The organism is Cellulomonas sp. KH9 (assembly GCF_900114185.1).
Lineage (GTDB): Bacteria > Actinomycetota > Actinomycetes > Actinomycetales > Cellulomonadaceae > Cellulomonas.
Window position 1 is genome coordinate 522,890 of the sequence record NZ_FOSE01000002.1, and the last position, 14,198, is coordinate 537,087.

Sequence of the window (14,198 nt, forward strand, 5' to 3'; positions counted from 1 at the left end):
TCACGCCGCCAGCAGCGTCTTCTGGCTGAGCTGCACGACCACGAACTCCGAGGGCTTGAGGGGCGCGAACGCGACCTGGACCGTGACGATGCCCTGGTCGATCAGCTCCTGCGGGTTGGTCTCGGTGTCGCACTTGACCGCGAACGCCTCCTCGGGGGTCGCGCCCTGGAACGCGCCCTGGCGGTGCAGGCTGAGCATGAACGACTCGACGTTGCCGCGGATCCGGCTCCACAGCTGCACGTCGTTGGGCTCGAACACCGCCCACTGCAGGCCGCGGCGCAGCGAGGCCATGAGGAACAGCGCGGTGCGGCGCACGTTCGTGTACCGCCACTCCGGGTCCGACGAGAGCGTGCGCGCGCCCCAGCTGACGATGCCCGTCCCCGGGCGCTGCCGGATGCAGCTGAGCCCGATCGGGTTGAGCAGGTCCTGGTCGGCGTCCAGCAGGCGGTGCTGCAGGTCCAGCGCGCCGGGCAGCGTCGCCTCGATCCCGGCGGGGGCCTTCCAGACCCCCCGCGCGCGGTCCGTGCGTGCGAACACCCCGACCACGTGCCCCGACGGCGGGACGAACCTGCGGGGTGCGCGGCCGACCCCCACGGGGTCCGCCACCTCGAGCCACGGGTAGAACATGGCGAGGTTGTCCGACCGTGTGGGCAGCCCGTCGACGAACCGCACGACGTCCGACGTGTCGATCGCGAACTGCCGGTCGTCGCTGCCGGGGCCGTCGGCGACGTAGAACACGCCGCGCCGGTCGGCGTACGCGATCGCCGCCGCCAGGAAGTCCGGCGTGGTGCGGCCCGGCACGGCCAGCAGCTGGATGTCGACGTCGTCGAACGCCCGCAGCCCCGTGCGCCCGTTCGCGTCCTCCCGGCCCGCGAGGTCCACGGCGTCGACGTCGGTCGTGCCGTCCGTGCCTCCGGGCAGCCGCAGCGGCGTGTCACCGGTGGGGGCCGGGAGCAGGTCGGGGTCCAGCGGCGAGGACTCGCGCAGCCCCCAGTCCCGCACCTGGTCGAACAGCACGGACAGGGCCGGGGGGACGCCGGGTCGGACGGTCTCGGCCGCGACGACCGTCACCGCACCGAGGTCGTCGACGACCGCCCCGCCGGCCCCGTCGCGCGTCAGCACGTCACCGAACGGGGTCCCGGCGTCGGGGACGAGCGTGAGCGTCGCACCGTCGGTGTCGGGCGCCGTGGTGCGCACGACGAGCAGCCGCCCGGCGGCGTGCACCTGCACGTCGTCGTCGAGGTCGGCCGCCGCGACCGCCGCCGTGAGCAGGTCGGCGAGCGCCGCGGGTGTCGTGGCGGCCGCGCCGGTCGTGTCGAGGGTCACGGTGCGCGGGCCGCTGCCGTCGCCCGCCGCGAGGGTCAGCACCAGCTCGTCCGTGGGGCCCAGGTCGAACGTGTCGCTGCCGTCGGGCGGCGGCACCACGAGGTACGCGCGGGTGGCGACGGGTGCGGTCACGGTGACCGTGTCGTCGACCTCCGCCGCGACCAGCGTGGTGCCGGGCACGGCGGCGAGCAGCGCCACGAGCTGGGCGCGGGTCAGGGTCACGGTGCGGCCGTCGGCGGCCAGGGTGCCGCCCGCAGCCTGCACGCGCGCCGCGGCGAAGCTGACGCTCGTCGTGGCACCGACCCCGTCCGGGCCGGCCCAGCGCAGGTCGACCGTCGCGTCGACCGGCACGGTGTACCCCGCGGCCCCGCGCGTGACGAGGCGCGCACCGCGGTCCGGCAGCGGCGGCAGGGGCCGGGGGTCCGCGTCGAGGAACTCGGTGCGGTGCAGGTCCGTGGCGTGCAGGTACCGCGAGGAGTCGCCGACCACGTCGACGACGTAGTCGGGCGACTCGGGGTCGAGCACGAGGTTCTCGAACCGCTCGACGACGCGGCCGCGGCCGCCCTCCACCCACTCGACGGCGATCCCGAAGGCGCGTCCGGGGAACGCGCGGGACGGTTCGACGTGCACGCGCACGTCGTCGGCCCACGCGCCGGGCCCGCGGGCCGTCAGCCGCAGCACGGGCCGGTCCAGGCCCCACACGTCGTCGGTGACTGCGAGCACGTCCCGGCCGCGGCCGATCAGCGCGTCGTCGGGGAGCACACGCACGACGAACGCGCGCGCGCCCCCGGCGGCGAAGAAGGCGTCGACGGCCTGCGCGAGGTGCCCCGCGGGCCCGCGGCGGTGGCCGCCGAACGCGCGCTCGAAGTCGGCGAACCCTCGCACGAAGGTCGCGACGCCCGGGACGCCGCGTGCGGCCTCCCCGATGAACCCGGCGCTCGAGGTACCCGTCGCCTGGATGGGCTTGATCCCGCTCGAGATCTCCTCGACGTAGACGCCCGGGGTGAGTCGTTCAGCCATCGTTCCTCCTCAGCGGGCCCGGGGCGGTCGCCCCGGGTCAGCCCTGCTCGTCGGACGCGCCCGTGACGGTGTCGGCGGCGGGCGGGGTGGTGGTCACGGTGCTGCGCAGCGCGCGCGCAGGGACGAGCTCGACGCGGACGTCAGGGCTGCCCTGACCGCTGCGAGCGGGTGGAGGTGGTGCGTCGCCCGTCGGCACGCCGGCGGGCTGCTCGTCGGGGGTGGGCTGCAGCGGCATGTCGAGCAGCTGGGCGTCGACGCGTTCGACCAAGCGGGCGCCGGCGCTCGTGCCCTCCGGCTCGACGAACGCCGAGACGGTGTGCTCGAGGCTGATCCGCGCGAGGTTCGCGGCGAGGTCGTCGCGGCGCCGCACCGCGGTCTGCCGGGAGAACACGACGCGCGTCCCGACGAGCGTGTCGTGGCGCGGCCACGTGCCGACGACCGTGCGGTCGAGCGTGAGGACGTCACCGTCGACGGCGACGACGACCGCCGTGAACGGCGTGCCGCGCGGGGTCGCCCCGTCGTCGCTGCGCACCAGGGTGACCGGGTCGCCGGGGCGCCACCGGCCGGCGGGCGCGGACGACGCCCGCGTGCGGTGGTCGAGCGGGCCCAGCGGGCGTGAGACGACGTGCACCTGCTCGACCAGCAGCTGCGGGCCGGCGTCCCCGCCCAGGACGAGCTCCATGTCGTCCCCGCCGGCGGGTGGCACGGGCCCGACGGGGGCCCCGAGCGTGCCGGTGTCGTCGACCCACGCGCCGGTGCGGCCCGCGGTCGCGTCGACGAGCGCGTGCACGCGGGCACCGCCGGCGAGCACCGCCGCCGGTACCTGCGTGGTCGCGGGCGGCAGGTCGGTGCCGTCGCCGGCGCGCGCCGCGACCGTGACGCGCACCTGCAGGCCCGCGGGCACGCCGTTGCCGGCGGGCACGTCCACCCACGCGAGCGTGACCTCGAGCACCGGGTCGGCACCGCGGCGCAGCGTGGCGAGCGTGCGGGTGTCACCGTCGGCACCGGTGGCGGACAGGTCGGCCGCGAGGGACCAGCCGGCGGGCGCCGGGTGCGCGGGACGCATCGGGTCGGGCACGGCGGGACGCGGCAGGAACGCGGCGGTCGCCGTGCCGCCGCCCGGCAGGCGAAGGCCGTCGGCGCCCGCCGCGGCACCCCCGGCCGGCGCGACGGGGTGCCCCGTGCGCCGGTCGGTCAGGTCCGGCCCCTCCAGCTGCAGCCGCGTCCACCGCGTCGCGGGCTCGCCCCGGGCCTGCAGCCGCACCTCGCGCGCACCGTCGGGCACGTCGGACGCCGGCAACCCGGGACGCAGCAGCATCTGGCACCGCGTCGGGGTGACGCGCGCCCACGCCTCGACGAGGGCCGCGAGGTGGCGCTGGCTGCCCGCCCACAGGTCGACCCGCACGTCGAACGCCATCGCGACGGGTGCCGGCACCTGGTGGCGCGCGAGCCGGCCGGGGGGCGTGATCGCCCCGTCCCCGAGCCCCAGCGCTGCGGCGTGCGGCGTCGTGGCCGCGAGCCGGACGGACGAGGCAGTGTCGGACGAGGTCGCGTCGGGCGACGCCGTGTCGGACGAGGCCGATGCCGGCCCGCGCCGCCCGGAGGCCACGACGAACCGTCGTGCGGCACCGTCCCAGCGCAGCGTGACCCGCGCGAGCTCGGCGAGCCGCTGCGCGGTCACGGGCGTGCCGTCGAGGGTGGTGACCGGGGCGGCCAGCGCGGCGGCCCACGCCTGCTGCGCGCGGTCCGCGACGGCCCGGCCACGCGCGTCGGTGAGCGGCTGCCCCCCGTCGGCGCCGTGGTCCAGGTCGACCGTGACGCGCACGTCGGCGTCGACCAGCAGGTCCAGCGTCCCGGGCGGCGGCACCGTCGCGGCGCCGTCGAGGGGCGCGCCCGCCAGGAACCCGGGCAGCCGCACCGTCAGCGACACCTGGCGCGTCACGTCGCGCTCGGGCTCCACCGTGTACGACAACGGGCCCAGGACCGACGCGTACGGCAGCCGTGGCGGGCGGTAGAGCGCGTCGGCCAGGCCGTGACCCGCGAGGAGGGGGGCGCCGTCGAGCCGCAGCACGGCCCGTGCCCGCCACAGCAGCGCGTCGACGACGTCAGCAGTCACCGCGGCCTCTCCCCCCGTCCGGGCACCGACCCTCAGGTGCAGCGGTCCCCCTCGACCGCGCCGCGTGCGCGTCCCGCGCGGTGGCGCAGGGTCCGCGGCACGTACGCGGTTCGTCCCACGGTGAGGAGCAGGGCGCCGGAGGGGCAGATACACCGGCGTGCGACTTCACCCTGCGATGGGCGACGGGCGGGTCGGCGGTGAGCCGCGCGTGGCCTGCGGGGGCGGCGTCCGTCGTCGTCGACCCCGCCGGCGACTCGCACGCAGTCACGTCCCCGGGGGCACACTGCGGCCCGTCACGGCGGAGGGCTACTACGGCGACCTCGCGGGAGCCTCGGAGCCGGCGCCCGCACTCAACACCGGCGTACGGCAGCGCAGCGCCGAGACCGCCGCGCAGGGCCCCGAGGCGCTCGCTGCCGAGGTCGGGGCCGCGCGGGAGCGCCTGCGGGTGCGACTCGCGCAGGAGCCGGCCGACCGGCTCATGACCGTGCGGCACCAGGGCCACACCCTGCTGCTGGACGAGTACCTGCGGACACGGTGCGTCGAGCTCGCCGTGCACACGGAGGACCTCGCGCTGAGCGTGAGCAGCGACGTCCGCACGCCCGGCACGACGCTGACCGCGGCCGTCGACGTGCTCGTCGGTGCGGCCCGGAACCGGCGCGGGGACGCGGAGGTGCTGCACGCGCTGGCCCGGCGGGAGCGCGACGGGCACGACGCGCTGCGGGTGCTGTGACGACGCGTGCCACGGTTCCGTTGCTGGACCAGCAAACCCCTAAGGACCCTCTAAACTCACCAAGCAGCAGCATTCTTAGATCGATTGGTGGAGACCGGTGACAGCGTGAAGTCGTTCCACGACCTCGACGAACTGATCGGGTCCGTCCCGTTCGACGTCGTCACGAACCTCCGTGCCGTGGACGCGGTCCGCGGCTCCGCGGGGCTGCTGCCGGACGTCCTGCCCGGTCTCCTGTCGAGCCTGGCCGACCGCGCACGCCCCGCGAGCATCGAGTCGTCGGCCGCCCTCGACGGGGTCGTCGTCAGCCGCCGACGCGCTCCGGCCGTCATCGCGGGCGACGTCGACCGGCTGCACGGACGCGAGGAGCAGGAGCTCGCGGGGTGCCGCGACGCGTTCGACCACGTCGCCGGTGAGGGCCGGGGAGCCCTGGACGTGGACCTCGTCCTGGAGGTCCACCGGCTGCTGCTCGCTCACACGCCGACGCCGGGCGGACGGCTCCGGCGGGTCGAGAGCGTGGTCCTGGACCGCGACCCCCGCGCCGCGCGGGTCAAGCGCTTCACGCCGGTCGCGGTGGCCGACGTCCCGCACCACCTGGACGAGCTGATCGCCCGGTACCGCGGCGCACTCGCCACCGGCCGCCACCACCCCGTGCTGCTGACGGGCCTGTTCGTGCTCGACCTCATGGCGATCCGCCCCTTCACCACCGCCAACGGCCGGCTCGCGCGCGCCCTGACGCCCGGCCTCCTGCACGACGCCGGGTACGACGTCGCGCGGTACGTGTCGCTCGACGCGGCGATCGCCCGGTCCGCCGAGGCGCACGCCACCGCGCTGCTCGACTCGACCGCGGACTGGCAGGACGGCCGGCACGACCCGTGGCCGTGGCTGCGCTCCCTGGTCCGTGCGCTGGCCGAGTGCTCCGAGGAGCTCTCGTCCCTCGTCGCCACCGCCCGCAGCGGCCGGAGCAAGCAGGAGCGCGTCCGCACCTACGTGCTGCAGCACGCGGGACGCTCGTTCCGCATCAGCGACGCCCGCGCCGCGCTGCCCGGGGTGTCCGACCAGACGATCCGGCTGGTCCTCGGCGAGCTGAGGAGCGAGGGACTGGTCGAGGTGGACGGTGTGGGCCGCAGCGCGACGTGGAGCGTGGTGCGCGACCGGTAGTGCGAGCGGCACCCCTGGTGGTGGTGCACGCGCACGATCACCTGGTCTCAGAGCCGAGGGACCCCTAGCGCGAACGTCACGAGGACCGCGCTCCGTGGACGCGGCTCAGCGCTCCCCCGACACTGTCCGCATGCTCGTGCTGCCGACGACCGCGCCGACGTTCGACGGTGTCCGCCTGCGGGCGTTCGAGCCCCGCGACGTCGGGATGGTCCAGAACCTCTCGACGGACCCGTACACGCCCCTGACCGGCACCTTGGTCGCCGATGCCACGACCGAGCAGGCCGGGCAGTGGATCGGCCGGCAGCACGACCGCCTGGTCTCAGGCTCGGGGTACTCGTTCTGCATCGCGGACGCCACCGACGACCGCGCCCTCGGGCAGGCCGGGTTGTGGCTCGCCGACCTCGCCCACGGACGTGCGACCGCGGGGTACGGCGTCGCACCGACCGAACGCGGCCGAGGCGTCGCGGCGCGTGCTCTGACAGCGCTCACCGCGTTCGCGTGGACCATCCCTGAGCTGCACCGCATCGAGCTCTCCATCGAGCCGTGGAACGTGGCATCCACCCGCACCGCCGAGAACGCCGGCTACGAACGCGAAGGGCTGCTGCGCAGCAGGCAGGAGATCGGCGGGCGACGGGTGGACATGCTGCTGTACTCCGCGATCCGACCATCGGTCGTCGGCGGTACAGCGCGATGACGTGCACGTTCGGCGGGCGATCGCACAGGTGGCGCGGGCACGGCCGCACTCCGAGCCGCCCCTCGCGGATGAGCTCGGTGCGATCGTTCGTCCGGCAGGAGATGTCGCAGGCTTGCGCGTCGGCAGCAGGCTGTCGGGTAGGTCGGCCGGTCGGGAACACGAACCCCGAGAGGCACAGCCGTCACCGCCAACGCGGACCCTGTTGTTCCTACGACGAGGTGCAGGAAGACGGCGAACGCCGACCACCATGAAGGCACGTCGCCGTGTCGCCATCTCGTCGGACGCCTGTCCCGCGTGCTTGGTGACGCTCGCCCCGGGCTCAGCCGTCCGGATGACGCCGCCCCAGACCGGCAGTCCCCGGACCGGCCCCGGCGCTATCGTCCGCACGTGGCTCCTGGGAGGTGGTGGGCGCCCGGCGGGGTCGTCGTGCTCGTCGTCGCCTGCCTCGCGGCGTGCGCGGACGTGGCGGACCACGAGATGACGCCGGAGGATCTCTGCGCGCACATGCCGTGGCCGTTCATCGACGTGTCGGCTGTGGCCGACGACCGCGGCACGGGTCTCACCTGGACCGAGCTCCCGTGGCTGCTCGAGGCGCACAAGGAGTACACGGTCTACCGGCGTCCGGTGGGCTCCTCGTCGAACGACGACGCCTGGGTGCAGGTGGTGAGCGTGACGCTCGCTCCGGAGTTGCCACGCGAGGTGGTGCCGGTCGACCTGCCGCCCGGTCGGTGGGAGGTCGGCGTGACGTACACCGACGAGGAGTGCGGGGAGAGTGTGCTGTGCGTCGACGACGACCTCTGCTCGTCGGTGGCCCTGGAGCCCGCGACCAGACCCGACACCCCCCGCACAGGAGGCGGGCACGGCGGGCCCGTGACGCGGCACCGCCTCACTGGAAGTCCCGCGACCTGCTGCGCACCTTCAACGACAACGGGCTGAGGTGCTCGGCGACGAGGTTCGTCGCCCCGTCCGCCTTCTCCAGCCGCCCCCGCACGACCATCGCCTTCGCCGTCCTGGCCGTCCGCCGGAACCTCTGCCACAGCCCGGCGGAGCACACGATGTTGAGCAGCCCGGTCTCGTCCTCCAGGGACAGGAAGGTCACTCCCCCGGCCGTGCCCGGGCGCTGCCGGTGGGTGACGACACCGGCGACGGCGATGCGGCGGCCCTCCTCGGTGCGGAACGCCTGCTCGACGCGCAGCACCCCGGCGGCGTCGAGGCCCTCGCGGACGAACTGGGTCGGGTAGGAGTCGACGGACACCCCCGTGGCCCACACGTCGGCGGTCGCGACCTCGACGTCCGACAACCCCGGCAGGGTCGGCGCCTTCACCCCGACGGCGACGCCCGGCAGCGTGTCCGGCCCCTCCTGCGCGAGCGCACCGGCCGCCCACAGCCCGGCGCGCCGGTCCACGCCCAGCGAGTCCAGGGCACCCGCCGTCGCAAGGGCCTCGAGCTGCGGGGTCGTCAGACGCACCCGGCGTACCAGGTCCTGCAGGTCGGTGAACGGACCATGCGCGGCGCGCTCGTCGACGAGGGCACGCGCAACGTCCTCCCCGACGGTCCGCACCTGCGTCAGCCCCTGCCGCACCGCGAGCGCGCGCACCGACCCCTCCCCGGTGCGCACCCCCACGGGTCGGGTCGGACCGGTGCCGCTGGGCTGCGGCACCAGGCGCGGCTCACCACCGGGCGGCGTCGGGCCCACCCGCTCGACGACGGCCAGCACGTCGGACGCCTGCACGTCGGGGCGCAGCACCTCGATGCCGTGGCGGCGCGCGTCCGCTGCCAGGGACTGCGGTGAGTAGAACCCCATGGGCTGCGCCGCGAGCAGCCCGGCGTAGAACGCGGCGGGGTGGTGCACCTTGAGCCACGAGCTGGCGTAGACGAGGAACGCGAACGAGTACGCGTGCGACTCGGGGAAGCCGAAGTCCGCGAACGCCTTGAGCTTGTCGAAGATCTCCTCGCGGACCTTCGGCCCGATGCCCTTGGCGGCCATGCCGTCCATGAGCCGCGCCCGCATGGCCTCCATGCGCTCCATCGAGCGCTTCGACCCCATGGCGCGGCGCAGCTGGTCCGCCTCGGCGGGCGTGAAGTCCGCCACGTCGATGGCCATCTGCATGAGCTGCTCCTGGAACAGCGGCACACCGAGGGTCTTGCTCAGCGACTTCTCCAGCGTCGGGTGCAGGTACGTGACCTTCTGCCGGCCCTGGGCGCGCTCGATGTACGGGTGCACGGACCCGCCCTGGATGGGCCCGGGCCGGATGAGCGCGACCTCGACGACGATGTCGTAGAACTTCTGCGGCCGCAGGCGTGGCAGCGTCCCCATCTGCGCACGCGACTCCACCTGGAACACACCCACGGTGTCCGCGGCGGACAGCAGCTCGTACACCGCCGGGTCCTCGTGCGGCAGCCCGTGCAGGTCCAGCGTGACGCCCTCGTGCTTCTGCACCTCGGTGAACGCCAGCCGCAGCGCCGTGAGCATGCCCAGGCCCAGCAGGTCGAACTTCACCAGCCCGGCGTCGGCGCAGTCCTCCTTGTCCCACTGCAGGACGGTGCGCCCCTCCATGCGCGCCCACTCCACGGGGCACACCTCGATGACGGGCCGGTCGCACATCACCATGCCGCCGGAGTGGATGCCCAGGTGCCGCGGCAGGCGCAGGAACCGCTCGGCCAGGTCGATGACGTGCTCGGGGATGTCCTCGGTGTCCGCCGCGGCCGGCGGCAGGTGCGCCGGGACGACGTCGTGGTTGTCGACGGTCGGACGCCCCGGCGTCTCCGGTGCCACCGGCCCGGAGCGCGTCAGGTGCCACCACGGGCTGGGCTTCTCCTGCCCGCGCAGGCTCCCCCACCGCTCGATCGACGAGCTCCACGCGTCCTGCTGCCCTGCGTCGTACCCCAGCGCCCGGGCCGCGTCGCGTACCGCCGAGCGCGGCCGGTAGGAGATGACGTTGGCGACCTGCGCGGCGTGCGTGCGCCCGTGCATGGCGTAGACGTGCTGGATGACCTCCTCACGCCGCGCGGACTCGATGTCGACGTCGATGTCCGGCGGGCCGTCGCGCTCCGGGGCGAGGAACCGCTCGAACAGCAACCCGTGCTTCACGGGGTCGACGGCGGTGACGCGCAGCACGAAGCAGACCGCGGAGTTGGCCGCCGAGCCGCGCCCCTGCGCCATGATCCCGTTGCGGCGGCAGAAGTCGACCAGCTCGTAGACCACGAGGAAGTACCCGCAGAACCCGAGGTCCTCGATGACGCGCAGCTCGTGCTGCAGCTGCGCGTACGCGCCGGGCACCCGCTCGGCCTCCGGCGGCCCGTACAGGTCGAGCGCGCCGCGGCGCACGAGCTCGCGCAGCCACGTCGCCTCGGTGTGCCCGTCCGGCACGGGGTACGGCGGCAGGCGCGGGGCGACGAGCGACAGGTCGAACGCGCACTCGGCAGCCAGGTCCGCGGCCGTGGCCACCGCGCTGGGGTGCCGACGGTGCAGGTGGAGCATCTCGGCCGCCGACCGCAGGTGGGCGACGGGCGCACCGGGCAGCCACCCGTCGAGGTCGTCGAGGGAGGACCGCGCGCGCACGGCCGCCAGCGCCTGCGCCAGGTCCGCGTCGCGCTCGGTGGCGTAGTGGACGTTGCCGGTCGCGACCAGCGGCAGGTGCGCCTCGCTCGCCAGGGCGGCGAGCGCGTCGGCGCGGTCGGTGTCGTACGCGTCGCCGTGCACCGTCGTCTCGACCGCCACGTTGTCGCGTCCGAACAGCGCGACGAGCCGGTCGAGCTCGCGACGCGCGGCCTCCGGCCCACCGGGTGCCACCCCGAGCACGCCCGACGGGTCACCGCCCGCGAGCGCGCGCCGCACCGCCCCCTTGCGGCACCCCGTCAGCACGAGCCACTGCCCGGCCGCCGCCTGCGCCAGCTCCTCCAGGTGGTACTCCGCGGCGCCCTTGCGGCCCGTGCGCAGGTGCCCCTCGGCGATCGCGCGCGACAGCGCCCGGTACCCGTCGGGCCCGCGGGCGAGGACCAGCAGGTGGCTCGCGCGCGGGTCGGGGACACCGGTGGGCGCGTCGAGCACGGGCGGCCCCGGCGTCGGGCGCTTCTCGCGCGGGTGCCGGCGGGGGTCGGGGGCGGGCAGGTGCAGCTCGGCACCGAACACCGTGGGCAGCCCCACGGCGCGTGCGGCCTGCGCGAACCGCACCACGCCGTACAGGCCGTCGTGGTCGGTGAGCGCCAGCGCGCTCTGCCCCAGCCGAGCGGCCTCGGCGGCCAGCTCCTCGGGCTGGCTGGCACCGTCGAGGAAGCTGAAGGCCGAGTGCGCGTGCAGCTCGGCGTACCGCGGCGGCCGGTCCGCGCGGGCCTCGTGCACGACCCGCCCCCGGACGTGGCGCTCAGTCATAGTCCGCCTCGCAGGTCCAGACCCCGTCGGTGTGCGTGAGCAGCACGGCTCCCCCGTCGTCGAACGCGACCTGCAGGTGACCCCGGACCTGGGGCGCGGCGCCGGGGTGCGCCCACCAGCGGTCGGACAGCAGCCACGGCCCGGCCCACCCGACGACGACCCGCACCCGGTCGCCGCCGTCGACGTCGGACCACGCGGCACGCACGGTGCCGGGCCGCCCGCTCAGCCGCCCGCGCCGGTCGATCCGCACGGGTGCGCCGTCGACGTCCCGCACCTCGACACGCACGGGGTCGACCAGCACGGTCGCCGGCGCCGGGTCCGGCAGCCTGCCCGGCCAGGGTCGGTCGAGCGGGCGCGGCGGGTCGCTCTGCTCGCCCCAGGGCCGCACGTGCACCTGGTCGCGCACGTCCCGCCCGCCCTGCAGGGCCACGGTGAGGACGCCCTGCCCACCGACGATGCTCTGCGCCCGCTCCAGCGCCCGGTGCGCGCGCAGGTCGCCGCCCGACGGGCCGCCCCACAGCTGCGTCGCCTCGGCACCCGCGGGCGCGACGTCGAGCGCCGTGAGGGTCAGCCGGACCAGCGCGACGGGGGCGAGGTCGTCCTCGTCGCCGGGCGCCCGTACGTCCACCCGGGCCGACCGCCCGACGCCCCGCTCCTGCTCCCACGCCTCGCGCCGCCGGTCCCGGGCCGTCGCGAGCGCCGACGCGGTGAGCCACCCGTCGAGCTGCCAGCGGATCCGGTCGGTGATGCGGGCGGCCGCGAGCGCACCCCACCCGCCCAGGTCGGTGCGCCACGTGCGGACCAGCTCGGTGCCGTCGTCGGTGCGCGCCGCGACCTGCAGCCGCCCGCACGTCACGGACCGCGCGACGAGGTCGGCGTGCAGCTCCTCGGCCAGGCGCCGCCCGGCGAACGTCGCGGTGTCGACGCGGTCGACCGGCGGGTCGAGGTCGACGCTCACCTCGAGGTCCGCCTCGGGGCGACGCCGCGCGGGCGGCCGCTCGTCCAGACCGCGCGCGAGCGTGCGCGCCCACGTGCCGAGGCGCCCGAACCGCGCGTGCACGTCCGGCGCGGGCAGTGCCGCGAACGCGCCGAGCGTGCGCAGGCCGAGGCGGTGCAGCAGGTCGACCAGCCGCATCACCTCGGCGGCCTGCTCGGGCGTGGTGGTCGCGTGCACGAGCTCGGTGACGCCGTGCGGCGCGAGGAACACCGCCGACACCCCGGGCTCGACGACGGCCCCGGTGCGCGCGGCCAGCACGGCGGCGAGCAGCCCGTCGGCCGTCCCGACGCCGCACTCGTGCCCCGTCGCGCGGGCGACCGCGTCGACGATCCGCTCCGCGAGCGCCTCCTCCGACCCGTGGTACCGCGACGCCCCACCGGCGGGCAGCAGGAGCAGACCTGGCCGGGCGACCTCGACCCCCGCGACGACGGTCTCCGTGGCCGCCGCGACGGGCTCGAACAGCCGCACGTCACGCGCGTCGTCCGCGGGCAGCAGCACCAGCTCGGGACTCACGCCCTGCGCCTGGCGTCGTCGCATCCCCCGCCGCACGCCGTCGGCGCGGGCGAGCGCCGACACGGCGGTGACCCGGCGCCCGTCGTGCACCGCGGCCGGCACGTCGAGGGGGACCTCGTCGGCGGCCATCGCCGCGACCACGGGCCAGTCGGGCACCCACACGACCGTCGTCCGCGTGCTCATCCGACCAGCCGCAACCCGCCGGCCGTCCGGGGACGGCGGCGCTCGGGGCCTGGCGGCACGTGCCCACCGGGCGGGGCGAACGGCAGCACGACGTCGGCCGACGTCGGGACGGCGGCGCTGCCGCGGCCGGTGCGCCGCACCTGCACCTCGCACGTGCGCAGCCGCCCGTCCCCGTCGCCGACCCCCGACCAGCGGACCGGCCCGGCGTCGAGCACGACGGCGGCGCCGGGCCACGGGACGGTCGTCAGCAGCGCCGCGCCGCGCTCGCGCGCCCGGGCGGACAGGCGGCGCCGGTCCGCGTCCGCGAGCGGGGTGCCGGGGCCGACGAGCACGACGTCGATCCCGTCGACCAGCGCGGCCAGCACGAGGGCGGCGTCGGCCCCCGGGTCGGGGACGAGCGCGAACCGCGCGAGGTCGACCCCCGCCTGCGCGGCCGCCAGCAGGCCGAGCCGCGGCTGCCCGACGGCCACCGCCCACGCCCCCGACGCGCACGCGTGCGCGAGGACGCCGAGCGCCAGCGACGTGGACCCGAGCACCGAGGTCGTCGCGCCGCGCCGCAGACCGTCGGGCAGCAGCTCGGCCAGCGGCGGCGGCACGGGCAGCGGCGGACGCTCGCTGGTGAGCAGGGACGTGCGCCGGGACGCGACGGACGACGGGGGTGGGACGTCGGACGGCGGGGCGGCGGGGGCGGACCCGACGGGACGCGCGTCCTCCAGGACGTCGAGCGTCCCGAGCACGCCCGTCCCGCCGAACGACACGGCCCCCGTCGCGGCCCGCACCGTCGACGCACCCGAGCCCGCGGCACCCGCACCCGACGAGCCCGCGGCTGACGTGCCCGTCAGCACGGAGCGCGCGCCGGTACGGCGCTCGGCAGCCGCGAGCGCCGCGCGCGCCCGCGCGGCCCGCTCCACGGTGCTCGTCCCCGTCACGCCACTCCCCGCCTCGCCACTCGTGCACCACCGGTCCGTCCCCGGTGGGTACTCGGACCCACCCGCGTTCGACACGCGGTCGAACACGTGTTCGATCATGCCAGTAGACGCCGACACCGAGGGGGTGTCAAACCGCCTCCCGCGCTCCGCCGTGACGCCG

General features: G+C 76.2%; 9 protein-coding genes. 4 read left to right on the plus strand and 5 right to left on the minus strand.

All coding sequences use genetic code 11. The annotated features are described in order from the left end of the window. Entirely contained in the window at positions 1-2,346 is a 2,346-nt protein-coding gene (locus tag BMZ16_RS08440; protein WP_089799382.1) for a phage tail sheath family protein, read from the minus strand. 37 nt (positions 2,347-2,383) lie between these two features. Then, a complete protein-coding gene (locus BMZ16_RS08445) occupies positions 2,384-4,462 on the minus strand; it encodes a hypothetical protein (RefSeq protein ID WP_089799384.1) in 2,079 nt (692 codons plus the stop codon). Positions 4,463-4,619: 157 nt separating this feature from the next. Here BMZ16_RS08445 and BMZ16_RS08450 point away from each other — a divergent pair, with 157 nt between their 5' ends. The 4 genes from BMZ16_RS08450 to BMZ16_RS08465 all read left to right on the plus strand — a co-directional run bounded on the left by BMZ16_RS08450 (position 4,620) and on the right by BMZ16_RS08465 (position 7,980). Continuing rightward, a complete protein-coding gene (locus BMZ16_RS08450) occupies positions 4,620-5,192 on the plus strand; it encodes a maleylpyruvate isomerase N-terminal domain-containing protein (protein ID WP_218143337.1) in 573 nt (190 codons plus the stop codon). An 87-nt stretch (positions 5,193-5,279) separates the two neighbouring features. Next, on the plus strand, positions 5,280-6,350 hold the full coding sequence (locus BMZ16_RS08455) for a Fic family protein (RefSeq protein ID WP_255366457.1): 1,071 nt from the start codon (positions 5,280-5,282) through the stop codon (positions 6,348-6,350). Positions 6,351-6,480: 130 nt separating this feature from the next. Further along, the gene (locus BMZ16_RS08460) at positions 6,481-7,044 is read left to right on the plus strand and encodes a GNAT family N-acetyltransferase (protein WP_089799388.1); all 564 of its coding nucleotides are present in this window, start codon (positions 6,481-6,483) and stop codon (positions 7,042-7,044) included. A gap of 387 nt (positions 7,045-7,431) precedes the next feature. After that, positions 7,432-7,980: a hypothetical protein gene (locus BMZ16_RS08465; protein ID WP_143082780.1), complete on the plus strand. Its 549-nt coding sequence runs from the start codon at positions 7,432-7,434 to the stop codon at positions 7,978-7,980. On the opposite strand, the gene dnaE is transcribed toward BMZ16_RS08465, so the two are convergent. Genes dnaE through BMZ16_RS08480 form a run of 3 tightly spaced genes read right to left on the minus strand, consistent with a single transcriptional unit; the run spans position 7,931 to position 14,038 of the window. Continuing rightward, on the minus strand, positions 7,931-11,416 hold the full coding sequence (gene dnaE / locus BMZ16_RS08470) for a DNA polymerase III subunit alpha (RefSeq protein ID WP_089799392.1): 3,486 nt from the start codon (positions 11,414-11,416) through the stop codon (positions 7,931-7,933). The two genes, BMZ16_RS08465 and dnaE, sit on opposite strands and share 50 nt — an antisense overlap. After that, positions 11,409-13,109, minus strand: coding sequence for a DNA polymerase Y family protein (locus tag BMZ16_RS08475; RefSeq protein ID WP_089799394.1), 1,701 nt, complete (start codon positions 13,107-13,109; stop codon positions 11,409-11,411). The genes dnaE and BMZ16_RS08475 overlap by 8 nt, the downstream gene beginning before the upstream one ends. After that, positions 13,106-14,038 carry a hypothetical protein gene (locus tag BMZ16_RS08480; RefSeq protein ID WP_089799396.1) on the minus strand — a complete coding sequence of 311 codons (933 nt, stop codon included), beginning with the start codon at positions 14,036-14,038 and terminating at the stop codon, positions 13,106-13,108. Before BMZ16_RS08480 ends, BMZ16_RS08475 begins: the two co-directional genes overlap by 4 nt. Positions 14,039-14,198: the final 160 nt, after the last annotated feature.